Source organism: Ferrimonas sp. SCSIO 43195, from assembly GCF_023716685.1.
In the GTDB taxonomy this organism is placed as follows: Bacteria; Pseudomonadota; Gammaproteobacteria; order Enterobacterales; family Shewanellaceae; genus Ferrimonas; species Ferrimonas kyonanensis.
Genome location: NZ_CP072679.1, coordinates 3,996,485 through 4,009,360, shown reverse-complemented (window position 1 = coordinate 4,009,360; position 12,876 = coordinate 3,996,485). Strand labels below are relative to the sequence as shown.

Genomic DNA, 12,876 nt, shown 5'->3' with positions numbered 1-12,876 from the left:
GTGAACGGCGGCGTGCCGGCGTTGCCGCAGTTTTGGTTATGGGCACAAAAAAGCCTCCGCAACGGAGGCTATTTGAACACGGCGGCCGATTAGCGACGCAGGCGTCGGCCCATCAATGGCAGCAGCAGCAGGGTGAACCACCCCAGGCTACCGCCCCCACCCCCGCCGCTGGATACCGGCGGCTCCGGATCCGGTGTACTGCCGCCGCCACTGCCGCCACTGCTCGGGGCAGTGACCGTGACCGAGGTGGACTGAGTGGCCACCTGTCCCAGGGCGTCGGTGACCGTCAGGGTGACGGTGTAGGTGCCGGCCTCGGCGTAGCTGTGAGTGACGTTGCTCTGGGTATACCCGGTGTCGTCACCCATGCTCCAGGCCAGGGTGTGCTCGGTGGCACCGCCGCGAATGTCGGCACTGAGGCTGACCTGCAAATCGTCACTGCTGGCCTGCAGGGCGATCGCCAGTGGTACCACCACGGTGATCTGTTGTTGCTGCTGGAACACCGTGCCCAGGGCGTCGGTGGCGGTCAGCACCACGGTGTAATCGCCGCTGTTGGCGTAGGTGATCTGAGGCGAGGCCTCGGTGCTGCTGCTGCCGTTACCCAGATCCCAGCGGTAGCTGAACGGGGCAACGCCGCCACTGAGATCGGCACTGAGGCTGACGCTGGCACCATTAACGTTGCTGTCGACCTCACCGCTGATAGGCGTGGTTACGGTCACCGACAAGGTATCGGAAACCGAGGCACCGCTGTCGTCGGTGGCGGTGAGGGTGACGGTGTAGCTGCCGCCTTCGGCATAGGTATGGCTGATGGATTGACCGGTCTTGATGGCTGAGCCATCTCCCAGATCCCAGCGATAGCTGACGTTGCCGCTGGCGTTGCCGGCGTCGGCATTGAGGGTCACGGTTAACTGATCACTGCTCTGGGTCACCGGCTTCAGGTACAGGCCATCGTCGATGCGCTGCAGGGTCACGGTGGCGGTTGAGGCATCCGCCGCCTGCTCGGTGACCGTCATCACCAGGCCCAGTTTCGGCAGCACCAGACCGGATTGCGGCTGTTCGGGCGCGCTGTAGTCGAGGCTGTCATCGAAGCGGGAAATGGCATCCAGGTGACTGTCATTGCTGTTGTTTTTCTGGGTGTAGATGCTGAAGGTGGCGTCCTGGATCTGGGTGGCGCTGCCGGCATTGGGGATCAGCACCTGATCGGCATCGACCACACCGGCAAAGCCGTAACCCGGGTGGGTGCCGACGTTGTTGTCGCTGTATCCGGCATTGTAGTGCCACATCAGCACGCCAGGGTTGTAGCGGGTCCGGGCCAGGCCGCGATCGTTGCCGCTGAATTGGCGCAGCTGCACGAAATAGCCGCGATCGGCACCGGGTTTGGTGTCGTCGGTACGGATAAAGCCGTTGAGGGTCAGCTCATTGGCCTGCTCGGCTCCGGCACTGAACAACGGCGTGCCATTGGCACTGACCTCAATGTCGTCGGCGACAAAACCGTATTCGGTCACGGCGGCGTCGGTGATGTAGTGCAGGCTCAGGGTGACAGTCTGGCCAGCGTAATCACCGAGATCCGCTTCCAGGGTCACCCAGCCCAGATCGCCCTCGGCGCCAGCGATGGCGGTGGAGTTGCCGGTATAGAAGGGACCGAGGTTGGCGTAATAGGGGTTGCCGGTTTTACTGTGGCTGGCGCTGATCGGCGTGCCGTTGACCCGTAACTGCAGGTAATCGTAGTCGGTTTCGATGGCCCAGTGCGCCTTCATTGACCAGCGAATGTCGTTGCCAGCGGGCAACGTCAGTTGCCATTGAGCGCTGTTGGCCAGCTGGTTGCCGCTGCCGGAGTAGTACTGATAGCTGCCGCTGTAGGGAGGGTAAAACGCTTCCGGCGTCGGCGGCAGGGTGATCTTCAGCTGGTTGACGGCATCGTGGTTAATGGCGCTGACCAGCTCGTGGCTCTGCGCCGTGTTGTTTAGATCGGCCAGGTCTATCTCGGTGGCGTCGATCCAGCGGCCACCATAGGTGGTCTGCAGGTAATCCCGGGCATAGGCGCTCATGGAGGAAGGCTCGCTGCCTGCCGGCGAACCGGTCCAACTGCCACCGGACATCAGCGACCAGCTGCCTACCGGTGAACCGTGGCTGGAGTAGCCGGTATCGTATTCGTCCGGCAGCCCCAGATCGTGGCCAAATTCATGGGTACAGACGCCGGCCGCGGCGTCGATGGGTTGAACCGTGTAGCCATAGACCTTGTAGTCGCTGTTGGGAATGGCCACCGGTTGGGAGTTGCTGTCGAACACAAAGAACCGGTGCGACCAGATGGCGTCGGCGCCGAGGACCCCGCCTCCGGCCTCTTCGCCGATGCTGGAATGGAACAGCATGATGTGGTCGATGATGCCATCCGGCTCGTTGAGGTTGCCGTCGTTATCGAGGTCGTATTGATCCTCTTGGTCGAAATCGGCCAGGTTGACCTGACCGGAGGCCACCAGCTTGGTGACCGCTTCCAGCACCAGATCCGGTGCGGCCTGATCGTTGTCCTGAGCGCCGGCGTTGCCGCCGTAGTGGGCGGCGTTGTGGTCGGCGGTCAGCCAGCCGAATACCTGGCCATCGAAGGTGAAGCTGTTGCCGGACTCTTCGCTGTAGAACTGGCGTCCGGATTGCAGAGTCTGGCCATCGGGGCCACTGAAACCGTTGGCTGAGAACAGCAGGTTCTGGTAATGGCTGACCGGGTAGCTGGGGTAGTACATGCCGCTGTCGCCGGGCTGAAGGCGGTTGTTGTCGTGCTTCAGATCGGGAAAATCGATCAGGATCCCCAGTACCTTGACGGTTTTGGTCTGGGCGTCGGCGTAGCCTGGCAGGGCCATCGCCCGTACCTGCAGCCCTTGGCGATCGGTGCTGTGGGCACGGGAGCGCAGTTGCAGGCCATCGAACCGTTGCGGTGGGGTAAAGGCCTTTCGGGTAAAGCGTTGCAGCCGTTGCTCGATGGTGGCTCGGTCCGCATCGACCTGCAGTTCGCCCCGCTTCTTCAGCCAATACTCGATGCGCTCGTGGTTGATGACCCCGGGATCCGAGAGGTGAGGCTGAACCGGCGCGGCGATGGCGGCCGGCAGTATGCCGGACGTCAGCAAGGCGGCGCCGATGAAGGTGATGTTTTTCATTAACTGTCCCTGTAATTACGTCTTAGGTTGAACGGGCTGTCCACAGCGATTGTTTTTATCTCTAATGTAGCTGGCCACGGCGGCGTCGATCTGTTCCGGCGTCATCTGCTCGGTGATCTTGCCGGTCTCGGTCAGCAGGGCGATCAGCTTCTGCTTGTCGATAATCGGGGCGCTCCCCTGTCGACACTCAGGCGGTGGCTTTAACGGCCTGGTCGTTGGCTGGGGGTCGGCGGCGCAGCCGGCGAGCACGACCGCCAGGGCAATCCAGTGCAATTTCATAAAATGAGCCCATACATTAGTTGGTTGTGATCCAAAAGGCGGGCCGGGAATGATGATCCTGCGGTGGCCGGCCGATCAGGCCTTGCCCGATTCTTATGATTATTTGCCAGAATTAACAATTATTTCACAGTTTAGCGAAACTTAAAATGTTGTATTTCAATTGGTTGAGTGAATGATTGTTGATCAAGTTCATAACAACCTCAATAAATTCAATGACAAAAGAGAGGTTGCAAGCACTGGTGGGAGTATCGACGTGCCGGTGCCGACATCCAGTGCTATCTGGGGTAGCGGTGCACCTGTTGCCGAAGCTGCTGCAGGTTGGTCTGAGGCAAGCGCACCAGCGCCGGATCCTGCAGCGATATTGGCTGCCCCAGTTGGTCGCTGAGCAGGGCATCCAATTGGGCCTCAGAGAGGGCATCCGGCTGGAAATGACGCACGTTGTCTGAGCCTGCGGGAAGGTAGATGGTGCCGTTGTGGAAATCGATACCGAAGGCGACAATGCCCGGAATGACGAACAGCACCAGCCCCAGTGCATCCAACAGCACGATGGCCGGATCCAGCTGGCCATTGCTCTGGCCCTGGCGCTCCGGGTGCAGCAGGGTACCACAGCCACCGAGTGACAGCGATACGCCGGCGCACAGGCACAGGTTCAGCAGAGGGGGACAGCGCAGCATGGGCACTCCGGACCGTATCAGACAGGATGATGCTGAGTGTAGCCTATTTGGCTGGCGTCAGGGTGCCGAGCACAGTGGTGCGGCTGGCGCCGGTGACGGCGGGCAGGTTGCCGGGGATCCCCTCCAGGTGACAATGCGCCAACCAGGCAAAGGCCATCCCTTCTACCCACTGTGGCGGCACCCCCAGGGCGTCGGTGGTGTCGATGCGGTGCTGAGGCAGGGCCCGGGACAATTGCTTCACCAGGTGACGGTTAAAGGCGCCACCACCACACAGATACACGTCGGCGTCCTGGCTCAGTTGGGCAATCTCCGCCGCCAGCGTTTCAACGGTGAAGGCCAGCAAGGTTGCCTGCACGTCTGCGGCGTGGGCGTTCATAAAGGGTTCCAGCTGATAGTTGAGCCAGGCCTGGTTAAACAGCTCGCGGCCGGTGCTCTTGGGGGCCGGTTGGCTGAAATAGGGGTGGCTCAGCAGTCGTTTCAACAGCTCGGTGCTGATGGTGCCGGCGGCGGCCAGTTGACCGTCCTGGTCAAAGGGTTGCTGATTGTGCTGTCGCACCCAGGCGTCCATCAGGGTATTGCCCGGGCCGGTGTCATAGCCCAGCACCTGATCGGCATTGCCCGGCAACCAGGTGATGTTGGCGATGCCGCCGATGTTGGCGATGATGCGGGGGCGAGCGCCACCGAACATCGCTTGATGGAAGGCGGGGACCAGCGGCGCGCCCTGGCCACCCAGGGCCACGTCTTTGCGGCGGAAATCCGCAATCACGTCGATGCCGGTGTCGACGGCCAGGGTGTTGGGGTCACCGATCTGCAGGCTGAAGCCATGGGGGCCGTCCGGCATGTGGCGAATGGTCTGGCCGTGGCTGCCGATGGCGCGAACGCTGTCGGCGTCGATGCCAGACTTGGCCAGCAGGGCATTGGTGGCGTCGGCAAAAGCTTTGCCCACCTGGCGATCGACGTGGCCCAGGCGGTTAATCTCGTCGTTGCCGGTGCTGCACAGCCGGTGCAGTTGCTCCAGCAGGTGTGGATCGTACTCGTGGCTGTGACTGGCCACCAGCGTGGGGTGCTGACCATCAAATTCCACCAGTACGGCATCGATGCCGTCCATGCTGGTGCCGGACATTAAGCCTATGTATCGCGTCATTGCATCGCTACCATGATCTGCTGGCGGTGTGCCAGAGTGTGCAACTGTTCTTTAGCATAGGCAAGGAATGCGGCCCGGTCTTTCTTGGCGATGTCGGCGGCCTCCGGCAGTTTGACCCGGCGCGGGTTGCGATGGACGCCATTGACCAGGAATTCATAGTGCAGGTGAGCACCGGTCACCCGGCCGGTGGATCCCAACAGGCCAATGGTCTGCCCCTGACGAACCCGCTGTCCTTGTTTGACTTTGCGTTTTTTCAGGTGCAGGTACTTGGTGACGTATTTGCCGCCATGTTGAATGAATACGTAGTTGCCGTTGAGGTTGTTGTAGGCGGACTTGATCACCTTACCGTCGCCGGCGGCCATGATGGGGGTGCCCACCGGCGCCACGTAGTCGGTGCCATTATGGGGCCGAACCCGCTTGGTGACCGGGTGCAGGCGACGGGGGTTGAAGTTGGAGCTGACGTAGTTGAACTGAACCGGGGCCCGCAGGAAGGCTTTGCGCATCGCCTTGCCCTTGTCGGAATAGAAGTTGCCGTCGCTGTGGCGGACCGCGCGGAAGGTGTCCCCCTGGTTGGTGAATTCGGCGGCGACGATCTTGCCGTCGGCGGCGAAGTGGCCGTCGATGAACTCCTGCTCATAGAGCACGCTGAAGCGGTCACCGGCGCGGATGTCCAGGGCAAAGTCGATGTCCCAGCCAAAAATGCCGGCCAGGCTCATGATCTGATTCGGGCTCATGCCGGCGCCGACGGCGGCGTTCCAGAAGTTGGACTCGATGGTGGCACTGGCGTAGGCGGTGCGCAGTTCCACCTCTTTGGTTTCCACCCACTCGGTCAGTCCCTCGGATTGCTGTTCAACCTGCAGGGTCTGCTTGTTGTCCATGGCGTAGCGCAGGTGCTTCAACTCCCCCTGATTGTCCCGCCCCAGCTCGATCACCTGGCCGGGCATCACCTTGGGCAGACGTTTGCCGGCGATGGGCAGCTGGGTAATGCGGTACAGTTGCTGAGGGCTGAGGCCGGCGCGATTAAACAGCAGCGCCAGGCTGTCTCCGGATTGCACCGTAAACGATTGCCAGTTGAGCCCGGGCTGCAGCGGCTGGGCCTGAGCCGACTGAATCTCCAGCGCCAGAGGCAGTCGCTGGTTGACGGGCAGAGGCTCAATGAACTCCGCCGCCAGATCACTGGCCGAAGGCAGCGACAGCAGCAGCAGAGTCAGCAACGAGAGGGCAAACAGGCCGATTTTATGTGGGGTAGGTAGCACCCTGAGCACAGAAATCAACGGCCCAAATTTGCTCGGTTGTTGGCGTGTGTTTGTTCTATTCATCTGTCTGTCATAGTAAAACGAGAGGACCTGAATGCCAAAGGCGCAGATTCCAACCGGACGGGTTAGTCTACACTCTTTCCTTTGTTCTGCCTAACCAGTAACATGACTGCCTTTATTGTATGTTGTAACACCTTCGGAGTGGGCTTGATGACTGAGTTGGAACGGGCACTGGCGGAGATTCGCCGTGGAACCGAGGAGATCCTGGTAGAACAGGACCTGATTGAAAAACTGAAAACAGGGCAGCCCCTGAAGGTGAAGCTGGGTGCCGATCCCACCGCTCCGGATATCCATCTTGGTCACACCGTGATTCTCAATAAGCTGCGCCAGTTCCAGGAGCTGGGCCACGAGGTGATCTTCCTGATCGGTGATTTTACCGGCATGGTGGGCGATCCTTCCGGCAAGAACACCACCCGACCACCGCTGACCAAAGAGCAGGTGCTGGCCAACGCCGAAACCTATAAGGAGCAGGTGTTCAAGATTCTGGATCCGGCCAAGACCCGCATCGAGTTTAACTCCAGCTGGCTGAATGAGCTGGGTTCGGCGGGCATGCTGCGTCTGGCGTCCAAGCAGACCGTGGCTCGAATGCTGGAGCGCGATGACTTTAAGAAGCGCTACGGCAGCGGTCAGGCCATCGCCATTCACGAATTCATGTACCCGCTGTTGCAGGGCTGGGACTCGGTGGCTCTGGAAGCGGATGTGGAGCTGGGCGGAACCGATCAGAAGTTCAACCTGCTGATGGGCCGTGAGTTGCAGAAAGAGGAGGGACAGCGTCCTCAGACTGTGATCACCATGCCATTGCTGGTGGGCCTGGACGGGGTCAAGAAGATGTCCAAGTCGGCCCACAACTACATCGGTGTGTCGGATCCGGCCAACGAGATGTTTGGTAAGATCATGTCCATCTCCGACGAACTGATGTGGAACTACTACGAGTTGCTGTCTTTCCGCCCACTGGAAGAGATTGAGCAGTTCAAGAGCGACATGGCCAATGGCGCCAACCCGCGTGACATCAAGATCACCCTTGCCAAGGAGATCATCGCCCGCTTCCATGATGAGGCGGCAGCAGAGGCGGCTCATCAGGACTTCATTCAGCGTTTCCAGAAAAACGCCATTCCCGATGAGATGCCGGAGTTGAGCTTCGATGCCGGTATGGCCATTGCCAACCTGCTTAAGGAAGCGAACCTGGTGGGATCCACCAGTGACGCTCTGCGTATGATCCGTCAGGGCGCGGTGAAGATCGACGGCGATAAGCTGGATGATACCAAATGGGTGCCGGCTACTGGCACCGCAGTGTACCAGGTGGGTAAGCGCAAATTTGCTCGCATCACCCTGAAGTAATTCAGGCGGAACGCTGCATCAAGCCGCCTACGGGCGGCTTTTTTTATGGCGACGCAAGACCCCGGCTCCTGGCTGGGGTATAACTGAGTCAGGGAGGAGTAACCATGACAACAAGGCCCTGGCAAACCATGCTGACAGGCTGGGTATTGGGGGTGGTGGCGATGGCACTGACCTTGCCCTTGCTGATGCTGACTCAGGATGTCAGCCAGTGGCTGCCGGCCACCGGCGTGTACGCGCTGTCGGTGACCCTGGATGCGGCGCTGGTGTATCTGCCGGTGTGGTTGGTTCTGGCGTGGCTCAGTGTTCGGTTAGGCACACAGGAGGGGGCCCTGTGGCTGTTGCTCGGCGCCGCCAGCTTGTCGTACCTGATTCTGCCCGCCTGGGTGGGCACCCATTGGCACCTGGCCGCCTGGATCTGGTCTCAACCCTCGGCGCTGTTGGCGCAACTGCTGGGTGTGGGACTCGGGCTGTGGTTGAGCCGGCGCGGCTAGGTTACTGGTTGGCCAGCTGATCACGCATGGTATCGTAATCCAGCAGATCGACGTGGCTCTTGATCTCCTTCTCCTCCATGTCCAGATCCAGGGTGGTGACACCGGGAATGGTCAGTTCGATGGTCTGACCGGGTTTGCCGAACAGATCCCCCCTGGATTTGTAGCGATAGGTGCCGATCATCACCACCAGATCGCCGGAGTGGAACACGTGGTCCGGTTCAAAACTGTAATCCAGGGTATAGACGTGGATGCGGCGCAGAAACGTCAGGATGTCACTGCCGCCAGTGATGGTTTTGCTGGCGGTGCGATCGTTAAACTTGGTTTCCCGGCTGTAGAAACGTGACAGTTTATTGTAATCGCGGTGGGTCAGGGCCTTAATGTAGTCCTGTGCCAGCAGAATCGGTGCTGGAATCTCGATTTTAGCTTCGGGGGTGACCGGATCTTGATCTGGAACGATGTCGGCGCCGGCGGCCCACAGTGGTGCACTGATCAGCGCCAGTACCATGATTCCAAATCTCAGCATCTCTTTCCCCCGGTGTGTGCATTAGTCGTGACGGTCGCCGTTGAGTTCAAAAGCGGGCAGAGACAGGCGCCAGTAGATGGCGGAGACGCGAATGGCCAAAGCACCCACCATGGCGATGATCATCGCCGGAACCTGAGCGACCTGATACTCAAGGCTGATGGTATACAAAATCCCACCCACAATGGAAGCGGTGGCGTAAATCTCTTTGCGCAATACCAGCGGGATCTCCCGGCACAGCACATCGCGAATCATGCCTCCGACCACGCCGGTCATGACTCCCATCATCACCGCAATTAACGGCGAGGCGCCGTAGGCCAGGGCTTTCTGAGCGCCAATGACGGTAAACAGAGCCAGTCCGAAGGCGTCCGCGAGCTGAAACCATTTTCCCGACAGGCGGCGGGGACAGCGTACCAGCAACATCACCAGCAGTGCCGTGAGCAGCACCACCCAGATGTAGGTGGTGTCGGTGATCCAGAACACCGGCTGGGCCCCTAGAATGGTGTCGCGAATGGTGCCACCGCCAATGGCGGTCACGGCGGCCAGCACGGTAACGCCAAACGGGTCCATTCGCAGTCGGCCGGCGGCCAGTGCGCCGGAGATGGCAAACACGGCGGTGCCGAACATATCGGCGTAGTAGACAAACTCGGTCACTGTGGTGATCTATTCCATAAATGAGTGCTGACACAAATCGAAGGCGTCACCTGGCAGCAGTGCCAGATCAGACCGGCGCTATTGTAATACCAAATGCGGGCTCAGCTCGAGCGCAAATGCCAGGCCGGGCCGAATGGGTTACCAGGCGCCGGCCTGGATCATGGCGATGGCACTGGTGGACAGCACCAGCAAGGCCACCCACAGCCAGCGGGCAAACTGGATCAATCGATCGGCCTGAACAATGGTGGCGGTGGTCGGGGGGTGAGCGGGGCCGACTCGAGGCTGCTCCAGCCGTTGGTTGTCGATCAGCATCGGGCCGCCGAGTTGAACGTTAAGGTGATAGGCCATGGCGGTGGTGAGCCAATGCCGTGATTGCAGCAACGGGGTACGGGCACAGGTAAGGGCTTTCCAGCAGCTGAGGGTGTTGCCGTAGAGGCTCAGGGTTAAGGCCAGCAGGGCATTGACCGGGATCGCCAGCACCGATGCCAGGGTATGGCTGACGAGGCCGAAATTCCGATAGTGGGGCCGCCAGGGCAGCCAGTGTCGAGCCAGTTGGCTGAGTAGCCACACCGCCAGGGCTGCTTCGAACCCCAGTAAAGGGAAATACAATAACCAGCTAAAGGTGGTGCCGGCTTCCTGGGTCAGACGGCTCTCGATGCTGGCCTTACACAGGCCAACCTCACTGAGTGAGTCGGTTTGACGAACGGTAAACGGTGCCAGCGTTTGTCGGGCTCGCTGTTTCAGGCCCCCGTGCAGCTCGGCCACCAGTTGCCGATGCTGCTGACGTTGCTGGTCGCCGGGCAGACACAAGGCGATCAGCAGACACTGCAGTGCCCCCGGGTAGGCGGCCAGGCTCATGGCGGCCGCCAGCAGCGTCACCGGCGGCAGCACCATCAACGCAGTGGCGATGCCCCCGGCCAGGCGCTGTTGGGAGGGCGCGCGTTGCGGTCGGTTGACCTTGGCCGCCAGAGCGTCGGCCACCTGATGCAGCCGGGGGGCCAGCAGCCAGTGGCCGGGCAGCAGTCGGTTTATCAGTAGCGCCGCCGCCACAATCAGCGGTGGCATTAGCCAGTGATAAAAGGGCCCCAGCGCGTGTTCCATCAGTGGGTCAGCTGATCCAGCATCGCCATCACCACCTTGGCGGAGTGCTCACCGGCCTTGACGATGAAGCTGTCAAAGTCCACGGCAGAATCGTCGTTGGCGTTGTCGGAGATGGCCCGAATGACCACGAAGGGCATGGCAAACTGGTGACAGGTCTGGGCGATGGCGCCGGCTTCCATTTCACAGGCGGCCATGGCCGGGAAGTGGGACAGCATCACGGCGGTGCGCTGCGGGTCGGCGATAAAGCTGTCGCCGGTGCAGATCAGGCCTTCGATCGCCTGCACTTCGCCGACGCGAACAATGCTGGCCTTGGCCACATCCACCAGCCGGGCATCCGGCAGGAAGGCGGCTGGCTGGCTTGGCAGCTGGCCGATCTCATAGCCAAAGGCGGTGACGTCGACATCGTGATAGCGCACTTCACTGGAGATCACCACATCGCCGATGGCCAGCTCTTGGGCAAAGCCGCCGGCGGAACCGGTGTTGATGATGGCATCCGGTGCGAAGCGCTCGATCAGCAAGGTGGTGGCGATGGCGGCGGTGACCTTGCCGATGCCGGAGCGGGTAACAACCACGTCGGCGCCGTTGAGGGTGCCAGAGTAGAATTCGATGTTGGCGAGGGTGGTGACCTGCAGGTCCTGAATCTGGCTACGCAGCAGGGCAACTTCCTGCTCCATGGCGCCGATAATTCCAATTTTCATGGTGGGCAATCTAGGCTCTAGGGGAGTGTGGCGGGCAGTTTACCACAAGCGTCGAGGATGCAAAAAAACGCCCTGCTGGGCAGGGCGTTGTCTTGGCTTACTGGCTGCTGTCATCCAGCATGTCGAGGATGCCGGTGGCACCGTGGCGGCCTTCGTCGATGGCGGTGACCACCAGGTCGGAACCGCGAACCATGTCACCGCCGGCAAACACCTTGGGGTGACTGGTCTGGAAGGCGTACTTGCCTTGACCTGGGGCGCGGACCCGGCCCCAGTCATCGGTCATGATGCCAAACTCGCCGAACCAGGGCGCCGGACTGGGCTGGAAGCCAAAGGCGATCAGCACTGCATCGGCCGCCAGCAGGTGTTCGGAGTCCGGCACCGGTTGCGGTCGGCGACGCCCCTGCTCGTCGGGTTCACCCAGTTCGGTGTGGCAGCAGCGGACACCGGTGACCTGGCCCTGTTCGTTGGTTTCGATGGCCAGGGGCATTCGATTGAACAGGAACTCCACTCCCTCTTCGCGGGCATTGGTTACCTCACGGCGAGAGCCGGGCATGTTGGCTTCGTCGCGGCGATAGGCACAGCTTACGCTGCTGGCCCCTTGACGCACTGCGGTACGAACGCAGTCCATGGCGGTGTCACCGCCGCCCAGAACCACCACCTTCTTGCCGTGCAGATCCACGTAGTCGTGTTCGCATGGGTAGTCTTCAACCTGGCTGGTATTGGCGATCAGGTAGGGCAGCGCCTGGTACACGCCGCTGGCGTCTTCACCACTGAGGTTGGCTTTCATCGGGGTATAGGTGCCCATGCCGAGGAATACCGCATCGTACTCGTCCAACAGTTGTTGAAACGGCAGGTCGGTGCCGACATTGACGCCGAGACGAAACTCGATACCCATCCCTTCCAGCAGGGCACGCCGCTGGCGCACCACGGATTTCTCCAGCTTGAAGTTGGGGATGCCAAAGGTCAGCAGACCGCCGATCTCTGGCTGGCGATCAAACACCGTGGCTCGAATGCCATTGCGAGCCAGCACATCGGCACAGCCCAGCCCCGCCGGACCGGCACCGATGATGGCCACTTTTTCCGGCCGAACCTCGACGTTGCTGAGGTCCGGGCGCCAGCCCATGGCGATGGCGGTGTCGGCGATGTACTTCTCAACATTACCAATGGTGACGGCGCCAAACTCGTCGTTGAGGGTGCAGGCGCCTTCACAGAGTCGGTCCTGTGGGCACACCCGGCCACACATCTCCGGCAGGGTGTTGGTCTGATGCGACAACTCCGCCGCCTCGAGAATGCGGCCCTGCTTCACCAGTTTCAGCCAGTCGGGAATGTAGTTATGGACCGGACATTTCCATTCACAATAGGGGTTGCCACAGTCCAGGCAGCGATCCGCCTGCTCCGCCGCCTGGGTGTCCTCGAACGGACGGTAGATCTCGACGAACTCCTGAGTACGGCTGTCCAGCTCCCGCTTCTGTGGGTCGTGGCGCTCTACCTCAAGAAATTGAAATACGTTGCTCATTT

The 12,876-nt window shown here is 60.9% G+C and carries 12 protein-coding genes; 2 read left to right on the top strand and 10 right to left on the bottom strand.

Features of this window, described 5'->3' with window-relative positions; all coding sequences use genetic code 11:
• Positions 1-89: 89 nt before the first annotated feature.
• From J8Z22_RS18445 to J8Z22_RS18425, 5 genes are all read right to left on the bottom strand, one after another.
• A complete protein-coding gene (locus J8Z22_RS18445) occupies positions 90-3,143 on the bottom strand; it encodes an immune inhibitor A domain-containing protein (protein WP_252007436.1) in 3,054 nt (1,017 codons plus the stop codon).
• A 15-nt stretch (positions 3,144-3,158) separates the two neighbouring features.
• A complete protein-coding gene (locus J8Z22_RS18440; RefSeq protein WP_028114511.1) occupies positions 3,159-3,422 on the bottom strand; it encodes a hypothetical protein in 264 nt (87 codons plus the stop codon).
• Between the two features lie 275 nt (positions 3,423-3,697).
• Complete coding sequence (locus J8Z22_RS18435; protein WP_252007425.1) at positions 3,698-4,096, bottom strand: hypothetical protein; 399 nt, start codon at positions 4,094-4,096, stop codon at positions 3,698-3,700.
• A 43-nt stretch (positions 4,097-4,139) separates the two neighbouring features.
• Positions 4,140-5,240 carry an anhydro-N-acetylmuramic acid kinase gene (locus J8Z22_RS18430; protein WP_252007423.1) on the bottom strand — a complete coding sequence of 367 codons (1,101 nt, stop codon included), beginning with the start codon at positions 5,238-5,240 and terminating at the stop codon, positions 4,140-4,142.
• The gene (locus J8Z22_RS18425; protein ID WP_245595626.1) at positions 5,237-6,496 is read right to left on the bottom strand and encodes a peptidoglycan DD-metalloendopeptidase family protein; all 1,260 of its coding nucleotides are present in this window, start codon (positions 6,494-6,496) and stop codon (positions 5,237-5,239) included. The genes J8Z22_RS18430 and J8Z22_RS18425 overlap by 4 nt, the downstream gene beginning before the upstream one ends.
• Positions 6,497-6,706: 210 nt before the next feature.
• On the opposite strand from J8Z22_RS18425, the gene tyrS reads away from it, so the two are divergent.
• Together tyrS and J8Z22_RS18415 are read left to right on the top strand one after the other, a co-directional pair.
• Complete coding sequence (gene tyrS / locus J8Z22_RS18420) at positions 6,707-7,894, top strand: tyrosine--tRNA ligase (protein WP_028114515.1); 1,188 nt, start codon at positions 6,707-6,709, stop codon at positions 7,892-7,894.
• Positions 7,895-7,998: 104 nt separating this feature from the next.
• A complete protein-coding gene (locus J8Z22_RS18415) occupies positions 7,999-8,385 on the top strand; it encodes a hypothetical protein (protein WP_252007413.1) in 387 nt (128 codons plus the stop codon).
• Between the two features lies 1 nt (position 8,386).
• Here the strand turns inward: J8Z22_RS18415 and J8Z22_RS18410 are convergent, their stop codons facing one another.
• The 5 genes from J8Z22_RS18410 to J8Z22_RS18390 form a co-directional block, all read right to left on the bottom strand.
• Positions 8,387-8,908, bottom strand: coding sequence for a nuclear transport factor 2 family protein (locus J8Z22_RS18410; RefSeq protein WP_252007411.1), 522 nt, complete (start codon positions 8,906-8,908; stop codon positions 8,387-8,389).
• 21 nt (positions 8,909-8,929) lie between these two features.
• Complete coding sequence (locus J8Z22_RS18405) at positions 8,930-9,559, bottom strand: trimeric intracellular cation channel family protein (protein ID WP_028114518.1); 630 nt, start codon at positions 9,557-9,559, stop codon at positions 8,930-8,932.
• 138 nt (positions 9,560-9,697) lie between these two features.
• Positions 9,698-10,660, bottom strand: coding sequence for a cobalamin biosynthesis protein (locus tag J8Z22_RS18400; protein WP_252007409.1), 963 nt, complete (start codon positions 10,658-10,660; stop codon positions 9,698-9,700).
• Positions 10,660-11,358: a 5'-methylthioadenosine/S-adenosylhomocysteine nucleosidase gene (mtnN, locus tag J8Z22_RS18395; RefSeq protein ID WP_028114520.1), complete on the bottom strand. Its 699-nt coding sequence runs from the start codon at positions 11,356-11,358 to the stop codon at positions 10,660-10,662. Before mtnN ends, J8Z22_RS18400 begins: the two co-directional genes overlap by 1 nt.
• 97 nt (positions 11,359-11,455) lie before the next feature.
• A complete protein-coding gene (locus tag J8Z22_RS18390; protein ID WP_252007407.1) occupies positions 11,456-12,874 on the bottom strand; it encodes an FAD-dependent oxidoreductase in 1,419 nt (472 codons plus the stop codon).
• Between the last annotated feature and the right edge of the window lie 2 nt (positions 12,875-12,876).

Bases quoted from the DNA above. Each gene is read 5' to 3' on its own strand.
- J8Z22_RS18415 (WP_252007413.1), top strand. From the start codon at position 7,999: ATGACAACAAGGCCCTGGCAAACCATGCTGACAGGCTGGGTATTGGGG.
- J8Z22_RS18410 (WP_252007411.1), bottom strand. From the start codon at position 8,908: ATGCTGAGATTTGGAATCATGGTACTGGCGCTGATCAGTGCACCACTG.
- J8Z22_RS18435 (WP_252007425.1), bottom strand. From the start codon at position 4,096: ATGCTGCGCTGTCCCCCTCTGCTGAACCTGTGCCTGTGCGCCGGCGTA.
- J8Z22_RS18445 (WP_252007436.1), bottom strand. From the start codon at position 3,143: ATGAAAAACATCACCTTCATCGGCGCCGCCTTGCTGACGTCCGGCATA.
- J8Z22_RS18400 (WP_252007409.1), bottom strand. From the start codon at position 10,660: ATGGAACACGCGCTGGGGCCCTTTTATCACTGGCTAATGCCACCGCTG.
- J8Z22_RS18430 (WP_252007423.1), bottom strand. From the start codon at position 5,240: ATGACGCGATACATAGGCTTAATGTCCGGCACCAGCATGGACGGCATC.
- tyrS (WP_028114515.1), top strand. From the start codon at position 6,707: ATGACTGAGTTGGAACGGGCACTGGCGGAGATTCGCCGTGGAACCGAG.
- mtnN (WP_028114520.1), bottom strand. From the start codon at position 11,358: ATGAAAATTGGAATTATCGGCGCCATGGAGCAGGAAGTTGCCCTGCTG.
- J8Z22_RS18440 (WP_028114511.1), bottom strand. From the start codon at position 3,422: ATGAAATTGCACTGGATTGCCCTGGCGGTCGTGCTCGCCGGCTGCGCC.
- J8Z22_RS18390 (WP_252007407.1), bottom strand. From the start codon at position 12,874: ATGAGCAACGTATTTCAATTTCTTGAGGTAGAGCGCCACGACCCACAG.